This window comes from Archangium sp. (assembly GCF_036277355.1).
Lineage (GTDB): Bacteria > Myxococcota > Myxococcia > Myxococcales > Myxococcaceae > Archangium.
Genome location: NZ_DASUNC010000081.1, coordinates 52,986 through 68,600 on the forward strand (window position 1 = coordinate 52,986; position 15,615 = coordinate 68,600).

A 15,615-nucleotide genomic window follows, 5' to 3' on the forward strand; every position below is an offset into this window, starting at 1 on the left:
CACCTGTTGGAGTCCATGGTGGCCCGGCCCGGTCAGCGGCTGGGCGAGTTGTCTCCAGTGGACGCGTCCGAGCGGCACCGGCTGCTGCGGGAGTGGAGTGGGGTGGGCGTGCCCGCGGCGGAGACCGGCCTGCTGCACCGGCGCTTCGAGGAGCGGGCGGCGGCGGCCCCGGAGGCGGAGGCGATCGTCTTCGGGAAGGAGCGGCTCACCTACGGAGAGCTGGACGCGCGGGCCAACCAACTCGCGCACCACCTGCGTGGGCTCGGCGTGAGGGCGGAGTTCCGGGTGGTGCTGTGCCTGGAGCGCTCTCCGGAGCTGATCATCGCCATGCTGGGCGTGCTCAAGGCGGGCGGGGCGTACGTGCCGGTGGATCCGGCGTGGCCGGCGGCGCGGCTCCGCTCCCTGCTGGAGGACAGTGGCGCATCCGGGGTGATTGCCCAGGAGCGCACGGCCTCGTGGCTGGAGGGGCAGGGCGCGTGGCGGGTGCTGCTGGACGCGGAGGCGGAGCGTGAGACGCTCGCACGCGCGCCGAGGACGTCTCCCGGGGTGGAGGTGCGTCCGGAGCAGCTCGCCTATGTCATCTATACGTCGGGCTCGACGGGCAGGCCGAAGGGCGTGCTGGTGGAGCATCGGGGCGCGAGCAACACCGTGAGGGCCTCGCGAGAGGCGTGGGCCATCGGGCCGGGCAAGCGGGTATTGCAGTTCGCCTCGGCGAGCTTCGACGTGTCCGTGTTCGAGATCTTCGGCGCGCTGAGCGATGGCGCGGCGCTGGTCATGGCTTCGCGCGAGGCGTTGATGCCGGGCGCGGAGCTGTTGCGCGTGTTGCGCGAGGAGCGGGTGACCACGGCCGTGCTCACGCCCTCGGTGCTGGAGGCCACGCCCGTCGAGGCGCTGCCCGCCCTGGAGTCGGTGATGGTGGCGGGCGAGGCCTGTGGCCCGAGGTTGCCGAGGCGCTGGGGCGCGGGGCGGCTCTTCGTCAACGCGTACGGCCCCACGGAGGTCTCCATCTACGCGACGCTGGCGAAGTGCTCGCCGGACGCGGCGGTGGTGCCGATTGGAGGGCCGCTCGCGGGGGCGAGTGCCTACGTGCTCGACGCGGAGCTGCACCCGGTGGCGGTGGGCGTGCGGGGAGAGCTGTACGTGGGCGGGGAGGGCGTGACGCGGGGTTACCTCGGGCGCCCGGAGCTGACGGCCGAGCGCTTCATTCCGGACCCGTTCCATGGCGCTCCCGGTGCGCGCATGTACCGGACGGGAGACGTCGTCCGGTGGCTGCCGGACGGGCAGCTCGAGTTCCTCGGGCGTGCCGACGAGCAGGTGAAGCTGCGAGGGTTCCGCATCGAACTGGGAGAAATCGAAGCCGCTCTGGGCGAGGAGCCCTCGGTGAGCGAGGCAGTGGTGGTCCTCCGCAAGCGAGCCGGGGGAGATCCGTGGCTCGTGGCCTACGTCGTGCCAAATACCCCTCGCCCTCCGGGAGAGGGACGGGGTGAGGGTGCCACGGATCCCGGGTTGGATCCCTCCCATCTGCGAGCCCAACTCCGTCAACGCCTGCCCGAGTACATGGTGCCCGCGGTCTTCGTGCCACTCCATGCACTGCCGCGCACCACGAGCGGCAAGGTGGACCGCAAGGCACTCCCCGCGCCGGAGGCGCGAGAGAATCCCACCACCCACGAACCGCCGCGCACGCCGGAGGAGCGCGTGTTGGCGGAGGCCTGGGCGCAGGTGCTCGGGCACGAGCGGGTGGGCATCCACGATGACTTCTTCGAGCTGGGGGGCGACTCCGTCCTCGCCATCCGGATCATCTCCCGGGCGGCGCAGGCGGGAGTCCACATCACCGCGAAGCAGCTCTTCTCCCACCCGACGATCGCCCGACTCGCCGCACTGTCGGGCCCGGCGTCCAGCCAGTCCCCGGAGCCGGTGGCGCGAGCGCGTGCCCCGGAGGGCAGGGACCATTTCACTCCGTCCGACTTCCCGCTCGTGAAGCTCGGCGAGCAGGAGCTGGATGCGCTGGTGGAGCGGGTGTCGCGGGGCGATGCGTCGCGCCGCCGGAACATCGAGGATCTGTACCCCCTCTCTCCGCTGCAGAAGGGGTTGCTCTTCCACGTGCTGCACGCGTCCAGCGCGGACATGTACCTCAACCAGCTCTCCTGGGAGCTGGAGGGCCCGCTGGATGTCAAAGCGGTGGCTCGCGCATGGCAGGAGACGGTGGACCGCCATGCCAGCCTGCGCACGGGTTTCCTCTGGGAGGGCCTGGAGGAGCCGCTACAGGTGGTGATGCGGCATGCGCAACTGCCCCTCCGCACGGAGGACTGGTGTGAGGTGCCGCCCTCGGAGTTCGAGGCGCGGTTCACGGCGTGGATCGCCGAGGATCGGCGTCAGGGCTTCGAGCTGGAGCGGGCCCCGCTGCTGAGGCTCGCGCTGCTGCGAGTTGGCGAGCGGGCCTGGAGGATCGTCTTCAGCTACTCGCATCTGGTGCTGGATGGCTGGTCCATGCCGCTGCTGCTGGGCGAGGTCTTCACCCGCTACGGGGCGCTGGCGCTCGGCGGCACGCGGAGCTGGCCCGAGGCGCCCGCGTATCGCGACTTCATCGCCTGGTTGCAGCGTCAGGAGCTGGATGCCGCCCGGGAGTTCTGGCGTGAGTCACTCGCGGGCTTCACATCGCCCACGCAGGTGGGAGTGGATCGCGGCCCCGTGCCGGGCGGAGTCCCCGTGCGCCGGGAGCGGAGGGTCCGCCTGACGTCCGAGCAGGTCGCCGCGCTCCAGGAACTCTCGCGCCGCCAGAAGGTGACCCTGAGCACGTGCCTCATGGGGGCCTGGGCGCTGCTGCTGCGCCACCACGCGGGCGAGGACGACGTGGTGTTCGGCAACACGGTCTCGGGCCGTCCGGCGACGCTGCCGGGTGTGGAGGAGACGATCGGGATGTTCATCAACACGCTGCCGGTGCGCGCGCGTGTTGTCCGAGGCAAGCCCGTGGGCGAGTGGCTGCGGGAGCTGCAGGGCTGGCTGCTGGAGATGCGTCAGCACGACTACAGCCCGCTGGTGGAGGTGCGGCGCTGGAGCGAGGTGCCGTCCGGGACGCCGCTCTTCGAGTCGCTGGTGGTGGTGGAGAACCTGCGGGTGGACGAGGCGCTGGAGGGCGGGTTCGGGAAGGGGACGGGGCTGGAGGTCCGTGAGGTGCGCAGCTTCGAGCTCGACAGCTTCCCGCTGGTGCTGATCGCGAATCCCCACCAGGGGCTGGAGCTGCACCTCTACCACGACGAGAGCCGCATCGACGGGGCGGACGCGCAGCGGTTGTTGGAGCATTTCCAGCGTCTGCTGGGCCAGCTGGTGGAGTCGGCGGAGCGCCCGGTGGAGGAACTGTCGCCGCTGGGCGAGGAGGAGCGCCAGCGGGTGCTCCGCGAGTGGAACGCCACGGCGGTGGCGCGCGAGGGCACGACCGGGCTGGCGGCGCTGCTGGAGGCGCAGGTTGCGCGCACGCCGGAGGCACCGGCGGTGGTGATGGGGCCAGTGGGGCTCACCTTCCGCGAGCTGGACGCGCGGGCCAACCAGGTGGCGCACCGGCTGCGGCGGATGGGCGTGGGCCCGGACGTGCGGGTGGGGCTGTGCGTGGAGCGCTCGGTGGAGCTGGTGGTGGGGCTGTGGGGCATCCTGAAGGCCGGTGGTGCGTACGTGCCGTTGGATCCGGGGTACCCGGCCGAGCGGCTGCGCTACATGCTGGAGGACTCGGGAGCGGGCGTGGTGGTGACGGCGGGAGCGGCGGTGGATGGGCTGACGGGACCCGGGCAGCGGCTGCTGCGGCTGGACGCCGAGGCGGAGTCCCTGCACGGGGAGCCGGAGACCCCGGTGCCGGGAGGCGCGGGGCCGGAGCATCTGGCGTACGCCATCTACACCTCGGGCAGCACGGGCCGGCCGAAGGCGGTGATGGTGCGGCAGGGGGCGGTGGCGAACCTCGTCGAGGCACTGCACGGTGCGGTGTACGCGGGGCTGGAGCCGGGGCGGCGGGTGAGTGTCAACGGCTCGGTGTCCTTCGACACCTCGGTGAAGCAGCTCTTCCAGGTGCTGCGCGGGCACACGCTGGTCGTGACACCGGAGTCCGTGCGCTTCGACGGTGAGGCGCTGCGCGCCTGGCTGGAGCGGCAGGAGGTGGACGTTTTCGACTGCACGCCCTCGCAGCTCCAGGTGTTGCTGGAGACGGGCTGGTTGGAGGAGACCCCGCGTCCCATCACGCTGCTGGTGGGTGGCGAGGCCATCCCCGAGACGCTGTGGCGGCGGTTGGCGGCCTCGCGCACGGTGCGGACGTTCAACGTGTACGGCCCCACCGAGTGCACGGTGGACGCGACGGTGTGCCCCGTGACGGCGGAGTACGGACGCCCCGTGCTCGGCCGGCCCATCGAGAACGTGCGGCTGTACGTGCTGGATCGCGACGGACAACCGGTGGGCGTGGGAGTCCCGGGCGAGCTGTACATCGGCGGAGCGGGACTGGCGCGCGGGTACCTCGGGCGGCCGGACGCGACGGCCGAGCGCTTCGTGCCAGATGCTTTCAGCGAGGAGCCCGGCGCGAGGCTGTACCGGACGGGAGATCGAGCGCGCTGGCTGTCGAACGGAACGGTGGAGTTCCTCGGGCGGGTGGACTTCCAGGTGAAGCTGCGAGGCCACCGGATCGAGCTGGGCGAGGTGGAAGCGGCGCTGCGCGAGCAGCCCGAGGTACGCGAAGCCGTGGCCGCCGTGCGCGAGTACGCACCCGGAGACCAGCGCCTCGTGGCCTACGTCGTGCCCATTTCCCCTCTCCCGCCGGGAGAGGGACGGGGTGAGGGTGTCACGGCTCCCGGGTTGGCTCCCTCCGAGCTGCGCGCCCGTCTGCGCCAGCGCCTGCCGGAGCCAATGATCCCCGCGGCCATCGTCGAGCTGTCCGCCATCCCGCTCACGCCGAGCGGCAAGGTGGATCGCAAGGCGCTGCCGATGCCAGGAGCCACACAGGCGGCGGGCTTCATCGAGCCGCGTACGGACACGGAGCGGAAGCTGGCGGAGCTGTGGTCGCGCACGTTGGGCGTGGAGCGCGTGGGGGTCACGGACTCCTTCTTCGAGCTGGGTGGGCACTCGCTGCTGGCCACGCAGCTGGTGTCGCGGGTGCGAGGCACCTTCGGGGTGGAGCTGCCGCTGCGAGCCGTCTTCGAGGCGCCCACGCTGGAGGGGCTCGCCCGCCGGGTGGAGGAGACGCCGCGGATTCGCACGCCGCTGGTCCGGGGGGTGGACACGGACGAGCCGCCGCCGCTCAGCTTCGCCCAGCAGCGGCTGTGGTTCATGGATCAGCTCCAGTCGGAGAGCACGGCGTACAACGTGCCCTATGCGCTGCGGCTGGAGGGCCGGTTGGAGCGGGAGGCGCTGGAGCGCGCGCTGGAGGAGGTGGTGCGCCGGCACGAGGTGCTCCGGGCCTCCTTCAAGAGCCGGGAGGGCGAGCCGGTGATGCACATCGCGGGGCTTACGCGGCCCTCGTTGTCGCCGGTGGATCTGTCGGAGATGGACGCGGGGCAGCAGCGCGGGGCGGTGGAGTGGCTCGTCTCCGAGGAATCGTCCCGGCCCTTCGAGCTGTCGCGGGCCCCCCTGCTGCGTGCGACGCTGCTGCGGCTGGGCGAGCGGGAGCACGTGCTGCTGCTGACGGTGCATCACATCGTCTTCGACGGCTGGTCTGCGGGCATCCTCTTCCGGGAGCTGGCGGCGCTGTACGACGCCTTCAGCCGTGGGACGCCGAGCCCGTTGCCGGAGCTGCCGCTGCGGTACGCGGACTACGCGAGGTGGCAGCGGGGGTGGTTGAAGGGCGAGGTGCTGGAGAAGCAGCTCGCGTACTGGAGGCAGCGGCTGACGGGCAGTCCGCCGGTGTTGGAGCTGCCGCTGGACAAGCCGCGTCCGGCCCAGAGGTCCCCGCGAGCGGGCCGGGTGCCGGTGGTGCTGGCGCGCGAGCCGAGCGAGGCGCTGGAGGCGCTGGCACAGCGCGAGGGGAGCAGCCTGTTCATGGTGCTGCTGGCGGGCTTCCAGGCGCTGTTGGCGCGCTGGACGGGCCAGGAGGACGTGGTGGTGGGCTCGCCGGTGGCGGGGCGCACGCGAGCGGAGGTGGAGGGGCTGATCGGCCTGTTCGTCAACACGCTGGTGTTGCGCACGGACGTGAGTGGAGCGCCGACGTTCCGGGAGCTGCTGGCACGGGTGCGCGAGGTGGCGCTGGGGGCATACGCGCACCAGGACGTGCCCTTCGAGAAGCTGGTGGAGGAGCTGAAGCCGGAGCGGGAGTCGGGGCACTCGCCCCTCTTCCAGGTGCTGCTCGTCCTGGAGAACCTCCCGGCGCGCGAGGTGGTGCTGCCGGAGCTGAAGCTGTCGCCGGTGGATCAGGAGGCCCTGGAGGCGAAGCTCGATCTGACGTTGGGTTTCACGCGCACGCCGGAGGGGCTGCGGGGCCTCTTCCTGTACGACGAGGCGCTCTTCGAGCCGGAGACGATCCAGCGTCTGGCGAGGTACCTGGAGACACTGCTGGTGGCGGTGGCGAGGGCGCCGGACCGGCGGGTGGTGGACGTGGAACTGCTGGTGGGGGAGGAGCGGGCCCGGGTGCTGGAGCAGTGGAGCCGGGGGCCGCGCGTGGAGGGGGCGATGGAGGGCCTGTCACGGGTGCTGGAGCTCCAGGCGGCGAGCACGCCCGATGCGCTGGCGGTGGAAGGAAACGGGCAGAGGCTGAGCTACCGGGAGCTGGAGGCGAGGGCCCGGAGTCTGGCGCACCGGCTGCGGCGCGAGGGCGTGGGGCCAGAAGTGCGCGTGGGCGTGTTGTTGGAGAAGAGCGTGGAGGCGGTGGTGGCCTTCTGGGGCATCCAGAAGGCGGGGGGCGTGTACGTGCCGCTGGAGGCGGTGCTGCCGGCGGAGCGGCTGGAGTGGATGGCGAGGGACGCGGGCGTGCGCGCGGTGGTGACGCTGCGAGGCCTGGAGGCGCGGTGCCGGTTGCCCGAGGCCGTGTCCGTGGTGCGGCTGGAAGAGCTGCAAGTGCGGGAGGAGGCGGCGGGCGCGCTGGAGTCGGGAGTCGAGCCGGGAAATGCCTGCTACATCCTCTACACCTCGGGAAGCACGGGGCGGCCCAAGGGCGTGGTGGTGACGCACGAGGGCGCGTGCGATCTGGTGCGTGGCAAGGCGGGGGCGTTCGGGGTGGGAGCGGAGAGCCGGGTGATGCAGCTCGCGTCGCTGGGCTTCGATGCCTCCATCTGGGAGTACCTGCTGACGGTGTCGGTGGGCGGGACGCTGTACGTGCCGGCGGGTGGGAGGGTGCCGCTGGGCGAGGAGCTGCGGCGCGAGCTGGTGGAGGGGAAGGTGACGGTGGTGACGTTGCCGCCGTCGGTGCTGGCGCTGTTGCCGGACGAGGAGCTGGAGCACCTGCGGGTGGTGAAGTCCGTGGGCGAGGCCTGTCCGGCCGAGCTGGTGGAGCGGTGGGCTCCGGGGCGGCGCTTCGTCAACGGGTACGGGCCCACGGAGGTGACGGTGTGCGCCACGTGGGAGGAGTGCGAGGTGGGCGGGGGTCGGCCGGGCATTGGCGGGCCGCTGGGCAACGTGCGCGCCTACGTGCTGGATGGAGGGATGCGGCCGGTGCCTCCAGGAGTGGCGGGGGAGCTGTTCCTGGGAGGCCCGGGGCTGGCGCGGGGCTACGTGGGGAGGCCGGAGCTGACGGCGGAGCGCTTCGTTCCGGATGCACTCAGTGGTGATCCGGGAGCGCGGCTGTACCGCACGGGGGACGTGGTGCGGTGGAGGGCGGACGGGCGGCTGGACTTCCTGGGACGTGTGGACGCGCAGGTGAAGGTGAACGGCGTCCGGATCGAGCCGGGCGAGGTGGAGGCGGCGCTGCGGGAGCTGGCGGGCGCGAAGCAGGCGCACGTGAAGGTGTGGAAGGGCCCCTCGGGCCAGTCGCGGCTGGTGGCATACGTAGTGCCCACCTCCCCTCGCCCTCCGGGAGAGGGACGGGGTGAGGGTACCGGGTCCCCCGGGTTGAGCCTCGAGGCTGTGCGTACCCGGCTGAAGCAGCGGCTGCCGGAGTACATGGTGCCCTCGGCGCTCGTGGTGCTGGAGGCGCTGCCACTCACGTCCAGCGGCAAGGTGGATGGGCGAGCGCTGCCCGCTCCGGAGGAGGTCCGCCCGGAGGGCAGGCGTTCCATCGCGCCGAGGAATGAGCTGGAGCGCGCGCTGGCGCACCTCTGGGAGGAGTTGCTCGGGGTGGAGCCGGTGGGAGTGACGGACAGCTTCTTCGATCTGGGCGGGCACTCGCTGCTGGCGACGCAGCTGGTGTCGCGGGTGCGCAAGGAGCTCGGGGTGGAGGTGCCGCTGCAGGCCGTCTTCGATGCACCGACACTCGAGGCCCTGGCCGCGCACATCACCTCGGTGGGTGGGGCGGCGGCCGAGGCGGCGCCCCTGGTCCGGGCCGTGGACACGGATGGACCGCCGCCGCTCAGCTTCGCCCAGCAGCGGCTGTGGTTCCTGGAGCAGCTCCAGCCGGGGAACACGGCGTACAACATCCCCGTCGCGCTGCGGCTGGAGGGCCCGCTCGACACGGCGGCGCTGGAGCGCGCGCTGGAGGAGGTGGTGCGCCGGCACGAAGTGCTCCAGGCCTCGATCGAGAGCCGGGGAGGCGAGCCGGTGCTGCACCTCACCGGGCCCGTGCGGCTGCCGCTGGCGCCGGTGGACCTGTCGGCGCTGGAGAAGGACGCGCGGAGCGAAGCGGTGGAGCGGCTCGCCTCGGAGGAGTCGGGGCGGCCCTTCGAGCTCTCCCGGGGCCCGCTGTTGCGCGCGACGCTGCTGCGGCTGGGGGAGCGGGAGCACGTGCTGCTGCTGACGGTGCACCACATCGTCTTCGACGGCTGGTCGGCGGGAATCCTCTTCCGGGAGCTGGCGGCGCTGTACGACGCCTTCTGCCGTGGGGCGCCGAGCCCGTTGCCGGAGCTACCGCTGCGGTACTCGGACCATGCGCGCTGGCAGAGGGAGTGGCTGAAGGGCGAGGTGCTGGAGGAGCAGCTCGCGTATTGGAGGAGGCGGCTGGCGGGCAGTCCGCCGGTGTTGGAGCTGCCGTTGGACAGGCCGCGTCCGGCGCGGAGGTCCAGGCGTGCGGGCCAGGTGCCGGTGGTGCTGTCGCGCGGACTGAGTGAGGCGCTGGAGGCGCTGGCGCAGCGCGAGGGGTGCAGCCTGTTCATGGTGCTGCTGGCGGGCTTCCAGGCGCTGCTGGCGCGCTGGAGTGGCCAGGAGGACGTGGTGGTGGGCACGCCGGTAGCGGGGCGCACGCGGGTGGAGGTGGAGGGGTTGATCGGCCTCTTCGTCAACACGCTGGTGCTGCGCACGGACGTGAGCGGGGCGCCCTCGTTCCGGGAGCTGCTGGCACGGGTGCGCGAGGTGGCGCTGGGGGCATACGCGCACCAGGACGTGCCCTTCGAGAAGCTGGTGGAGGAGCTGAAGCCGGAGCGGGAGCTGCGGCATTCGCCCCTCTTCCAGGTGATGTTCGTGCTCCAGAACACGCCGGGCCACGAGGTCTCGCTGCGGGAGCTGAAGCTGTCGCCGGTGGAGCGGGAGGGCCCCGCGGCGAAGCTCGACTTGACGTTGGGCTTCACACCGGCGCCGGAGGGGCTGAGGGGCGCGTTCTCCTATGACACCTCGCTCTTCGAGCCGGAGACGATCCAACGGCTGGCGAGGCACCTGGAGACGTTGCTGTCGGTGGTGGCGAGGGCGCCGGAGCAGCGGGTGGTGGACGTGGAGCTGCTGGTGGGGGAGGAGCGGGCCCGGGTGCTGGAGGAGTGGAGCAGGGGGCCGCGGGTGGAGGGGGCGGTGGAGGGACTGGGCCGGGTGCTGGAGCTGCGGGCGGCGAGCACGCCCGAGGCGCTGGCGTTGGAGGGCCGCGGGCAGAGGCTGAGCTACCGGGAGCTGGAGGCGAGGGCCCGGAGTCTGGCGCACCGGCTGAGGCGCGAGGGCGTGGGGCCGGAGGTGAGGGTGGGCGTGCTGATGGAGAAGAGCGTGGAGGCGGTGGTGGCCTTCTGGGGCGTGCAGTTGGCGGGGGGCGTGTACGTGCCACTGGAGGCGGTGCTGCCGGCGGAGCGGCTGGAGTGGATGGCGCGGGACGCGGGCGTGCGCGCGGTGGTGACGAAGCGTGGGTGGGAGGACAGGAGCCGGCTGCCGGAAGGAGTCCCGGTGGTGGTGCTGGAGGAGGTGGGAGGGGAGACGGGCCCGCTGGAGAGCGGCGTGCGGGCCGGCAACGCGGCCTATGTCCTCTACACCTCGGGGAGCACGGGACGGCCCAAGGGCGTGGTGGTGACGCACGAGGGCGCATGCGATCTCGTCCTGGGGAAGGCGCGGGCCTATGGGGTGGGAGCGGAGAGCCGGGTGATGCAGCTGGCGTCGCTGGGCTTCGATGCCTCCATCTGGGAGTACCTGCTGACGGTGACGGCGGGAGGGGCGCTGTACGTGCCGGCGGGCGGGAGGGTACCGCTGGGGGAGGAGCTGCGGCGCGAGCTGGTGGAGGGGAAGGTGACGGTGCTGACGCTGCCGCCGTCGGTGCTGGCGCTGTTGCCGGACGAGGGGCTGGAGCACCTGCGGGTGGTGATGGTGGCGGGCGAGGCCTGTCCGGCGGAGCTGGTGGAGCGGTGGGGCAGGAGCCGGCGCCTCGTCAACGGCTATGGCCCCACGGAGGTGTCGGTGCTCGCCACGTGGGAGGAGTGCGAGCCGGGAGAGGCGCGTCCGCCCATCGGAGGGCCGCTGGCCAACACGCAGGCGTACGTGCTGGACAGGGCGATGAGGCCAGTGCCCCCGGGAGTGGCGGGAGAGCTGTACCTGGGAGGCCCGGGGCTGGCGCGGGGCTACGTGGGGAGGCCGGAGCTGACGGCGGAGCGCTTCGTGCCCAACCCCTTTGGCCGCGAGCCGGGCGAGCGCCTGTACCGCACGGGGGACGTGGTGAGGTGGAGGGCGGACGGGCGCTTGGACTTCCTGGGCCGGGTGGACGCGCAGGTGAAGGTGAACGGCGTGCGGGTGGAGCCGGGAGAAGTGGAGGCGGTGCTGAGGGAGCGGGCGGACGTGAAGCAGGCGCACGTGAGGGCGTGGAAGAGCCCCTCGGGCGAATCACGGCTGGTGGCGTACGTGGTGCCCACGGTGGTGCCCGAGTCCCCCACCGTGCCCACATCCCCTCGCCCTCCGGGAGAGGGACGGGGTGAGGGTGCCGGGCGCCTCGGGTTGAACCTCGAGGCTGTGCGTACCTGGCTGAAGCGGCGGTTGCCGGAGTACATGGTGCCCTCGGCGTTCGTGGTGCTGGAGGCGCTGCCGCTGACGTCGAGTGGCAAGGTGGATGGGCGAGCCCTGCCGGCGCCCGGGGAAGCGCGCCAGGGGAGCCGGGCCTCCGTGCCGCCGAGGGACGATCTCGAGCGGGAGCTGGCGAGCGTCTGGGAAGAGGTGCTCGGCGTAGCGCCCGTGGGAGTGACGGACAGCTTCTTCGAGCTGGGCGGCCAGTCGCTGCTGGCGGTGCGGCTGGTAGCGAAGCTCCGCGAGCGGCTGGGACGCACGGTGCCGCTGGCGGCGCTCTTCGAGGGGCCCACGATCGAGGAGCTCGCGGTCCGGCTGCGAGCGGGGACGCTGGCCTCGGTCCAGGGCAACCGGGTGACGCTGCAACCCGAGGGTACGGGCACGCCGGTCTTCTGGGTGCACCCGGTGGGAGGCAACGTGCTGTGCTACGCGGAGCTCGCAAGACGCCTGGGCACGGGACGTCCCTTCCATGCGTTGCAGGCCACGGGGCTGGAGGGGAGCGAGGCGCCCCTGACGCGCGTGGAGGACATGGCTCGCCGGTACGTGGAGCAGGTGCGCGCGGTCCAGGCCGAGGGGCCGTACCTGCTCGGAGGCTGGTCGCTGGGCGGGACGGTGGCCTACGAGATGGCGAGGGAGCTGCGGCGCCAGGGGCAGGAGGTGGTGCTGCTGGTGCTGCTCGACAGCTTCGCCCCCGCGGGGCAGCCGACGCCGGAGCCGGACCCGGCCACGCTGCTGGTGGGCTTCGCGGCGGACCTGGCAAGGAGCGCCGGGCGCGACCTGTCCCTCTCCCCCGAGTCCCTCGCGGGCCTGCCCCCCGAGGATCAACTCCGCACCCTCTGGACACATGCGCGCGAGGCGGGGCTGTTGCCACCCGGAACGGGCCTGGAGGAGCTGCGGGTGCTGTTGGAGGTGGCCCGGGCGAACCTGCGCGCCGTGGCCCACTACAGCCCCGAGCCCTACGAGGGTCGCACGCTGCTGCTCCGGGCGCGTGACGCGCGGAAGGGCGTCGAGGTGGACGCCACGCATGGCTGGGGCCGGCTCGCGGCCTCCAGTCTCACGGTGGAGGACATCCCGGGCGACCACTACGGCATCCTCCGGGCGCCGCACGTGCGCGAGCTGGCGGAGCGGCTCACGCGTTGGCTGGCGGAGGCGGAGCGGGCGGAGTCAGGGCACGGGGAGCGTGGCACGGGTTGAGACCTGGGGCGCGGGCGGGGCACCCGGGGGTGGGGCGAAGGCATCCACCAGCCCCTGGGTCACCGCCGCGGCGAAGGCCTCCAGGGTGCGCACCTCGCGCCAGCGGGCCACCTCCTCGAGGTCCAGCGCGTGGTGCGTCTCGATGATGACCGAGGGCATGGGCGGCTTGCGCAGCACGAAGATGCGCTGTCCCGGCAGGTGCCGGCTCACGAAGGTCCCTGGCTGCTCGGAGTCGGGGGCGTAGAGGCCCACGTAGTCCTCGCCGCCGTAGGGCAGGAAGCCCGCGTCGCCCATGCGCCGGGCCAGTGCCCGGGCCAGCGCGAGCCGCTGGGAGAGCAGGGGCTCGGCGATGTCGTCGGCGTAGAGCACGCTGTACCCGGGGGCCGTGTCGTTCCTCAGGCACACCTGCTCCAGGGAGCTCTGCCACCAGTGCGCCTCCCCGCGGGCGTCCGAGTGGATGCTCACGAAGAGCTGTGCCCGCCAGCGCTCGGCCTCCTCGAGCCGGGTCGGGTACGTGGGCCGCTGCCCGGCCTTCCGGCTCACCTTCACCAGGAAGTGCCCGGTGGCCTCCAGCCGCTTCGCGAGATCCTCGGCCACCCGGAGCGTGTGGACCTCCTCCGGCTCGCAGACGACGGAGGTGTTGCCCTCGTTCCCGGGCGCGCCGTGCCCCGCGTCCAGGTAGATGCGCTTCTTCCCGAAGCCCCTGGGGAATTCCACCTGAGCCACCGTGAGCGGGGCGCTCGCGGCGGGCCAGCGGGGTGGGGCCTCCGGCACCGGGACGGGCGCGGCGCTCGCGGCGGGGGCGGGGGTGATCTCGGGCGGAGGGGGCGCGGCTCGGGCCTGCTCCTCGCATCCGGCGGACAGGCCCAGGAGCAGCAGCAGCGGCCAGGTGGGGCTCTTCGACATGTCTCCTCGGACCCCGGCCGACTGTCCGGCGTTCCAGGGAGCATACACGGGGGCCGGAGACCCCCACGAACGACAACGGGCAGGCCCCCTGTCCGGAGACCTGCCCGCCATCGACTTCAAGAGTGGCTCAGGGCCGCGTCAAGCGCGGACCTCGGGAGCCGGCTCCGCCTGGGGCGGCACCGACTTCTCACCCTCGGTGACCCCCTTCTTGAAAGGGGAGGTCTCCAGCGCGGCCTCCAGGACCTCGTCCATGCGGGTGGCGAAGATGAACTCGATGTCGTTCCTCGCCTGATCCGGCACGTCCTGCAGATCCTTGCGGCAGCGCTCCGGGAGGATGACGCGCTTGATGCCGGCGCGGTGAGCCGCGAGCACCTTCTCCTTGATGCCGCCCACCGGCAGCACCAGGCCACGCAGCGTGGCCTCGCCCGTCATCGCCGTGTCGCCGCGCACCCGGATGCCCGTGAGCAGGCTGGTGAGCGCGGTGAGGATCGTCACGCCGGCCGAGGGACCATCCTTGGGGATGGAGCCCGCGGGGAAGTGCAGGTGCAGGTCCGTCTTCTCGAGGAAGTTCGGGTTGATGCCCAGCACCTCCGCCTTGCTGCGCAGGTAGCTCAGCGCGGCCGTGGCGCTCTCCTTCATCACGTCGCCCAGCTGGCCGGTGAGCGTCATGCCGCCCTTGCCCGCCATCTTGGTGGCCTCGATGAAGAGCAGGTCTCCACCGGCCGCCGTCCAGGCCAGACCCGTGGACACGCCCGGCACCTCGGTGCGCTCGGCGACCTCGGAGTAGAACATCTCGGGCCCCAGGATCTCCTTCACCCGGTTTCCATCGATGTTCTGCTTGTCCATCTTCCCGCCGGCCACCTCCACCGCCACGGCGCGGCAGATGTCCGCGATGCGCCGCTCGAGGTTACGCACACCGGCCTCCCGCGTGTACGCGGTCGTCAGCGTGAGCAGGGCCTCATCGGTGATGGAGATGTGGTCCGAGTTGAGCCCGTGCTCCTTGAGCTGCTTGGGCACCAGGTGGATGCGCGCGATGCTCTGCTTCTCCTCGAACGTGTAGCCGGACAGCTCGATGATCTCCATGCGGTCACGGAGCGGGCCAGGGATCGGATCCAGCTGGTTCGCCGTGGCGATGAAGAGCACCTTGGACAGGTCGAACGCCACGTCCAGGTAGTGGTCGCTGAACGTGTTGTTCTGCTCCGGGTCCAGCACCTCGAGAAGGGCCGCGCTCGGGTCGCCGCGGAAGTCCGCGCCGAGCTTGTCGATCTCATCGAGCATCATCACCGGGTTCTTGGTCCCGGCCTTCTTCATGCTCTGGATGAACCGGCCCGGCAGCGCGCCGACGTAGGTACGCCGGTGGCCACGGATCTCCGCCTCGTCACGCACGCCGCCGAGCGACAGGCGCACGAACTTGCGGCCCACCGCCTTGGCGATGCTCTGACCCAGCGACGTCTTACCGACACCCGGCGGCCCCACCAGGCAGAGGATGGGCCCACGCATGTCGTTCTTGAGCTTGCGCACCGCGAGGTACTCCAAGATGCGCTTCTTCACCTTCTTGATGCCGTAGTGGTCCTTGTCCAGCGTCTGCCGGGCGTTCTCGATGTCGAGGTTGTCCTCGCTGAGCTTGGCCCAGGGCAGGTCGGCGATCCAATCCAGGTAGGTACGCGCGACGGTGTACTCGCTGGAGGCCGCCGGAATCGTCTTCAGGCGGTTGAGCTCCTTGTTGGCCACCTTCTCCACCTCGGGCGGCAGGCCGGCCTTCTTCAGGCGCTCCTGCAGCTCGTCGAGCTCCTCCTCCTCCTCGCCCATCTCGCCGAGCTCTTCCTTGATCGCCTTGAGCTGCTGGCGCAGGTAGTACTCGCGCTGGGTCTTGGACATCTCGCCCTTGACCTGGCTGTTGATCTTGTTGCTGAGCTTCATCACCTCGAACTGGCGCGACAAGAGCTCGAGCACGCGCTTGAGACGCAGCTTGAGGTGCACGGCCTCGAGCACCTCCTGCTTCTCCTCGATGGTGGCGTCGATGTTGGCGGTGATGAGGTCCGCGAGGTGACCAGGGGCCTGGATGCTCTCGAGGAGCTGCTTGGCCATCACCGGGATCTCGGGGAGCATGTCGATGACTTCACGCGCGGTGTTCTTGAGGTTGAGCGCGAGCGCCTCCACCTCCACGTCGCCCGTTCCCTCGTCGAGCAGCGGCGTGATCTTCGAGGTGAAGAACGGCTCCTCCTG

3 protein-coding genes (1 of these 3 cut by a window edge) are annotated in these 15,615 nt (G+C 71.8%); 1 reads left to right on the plus strand and 2 read right to left on the minus strand.

Annotated elements, in window-relative coordinates; translation table 11 throughout:
• On the plus strand, window positions 1-12,483 hold the 3' portion of the coding sequence (locus VFZ09_RS21880; RefSeq protein WP_329729583.1) for a non-ribosomal peptide synthase/polyketide synthase. 5,868 nt of this gene lie to the left of the window's left edge; the window shows 12,483 of its 18,351 coding nt (coding positions 5,869-18,351); its start codon lies beyond the left edge, outside the window; its stop codon occupies window positions 12,481-12,483.
• Here the strand turns inward: VFZ09_RS21880 and VFZ09_RS21885 are convergent.
• The gene (locus tag VFZ09_RS21885) at window positions 12,454-13,389 is read right to left on the minus strand and encodes an N-acetylmuramoyl-L-alanine amidase (protein WP_329729584.1); all 936 of its coding nucleotides are present in this window, start codon (window positions 13,387-13,389) and stop codon (window positions 12,454-12,456) included. The genes VFZ09_RS21880 and VFZ09_RS21885 overlap by 30 nt on opposite strands.
• Window positions 13,390-13,527: 138 nt before the next feature.
• Window positions 13,528-15,615, minus strand: a 2,088-nt coding sequence (lon, locus tag VFZ09_RS21890) for an endopeptidase La (RefSeq protein ID WP_329729585.1), incomplete at its 5' end; no start/stop codon positions are given.

Bases quoted from the DNA above. Each gene is read 5' to 3' on its own strand.
- VFZ09_RS21885 (WP_329729584.1), bottom strand. From the start codon at position 13,389: ATGTCGAAGAGCCCCACCTGGCCGCTGCTGCTGCTCCTGGGCCTGTCC.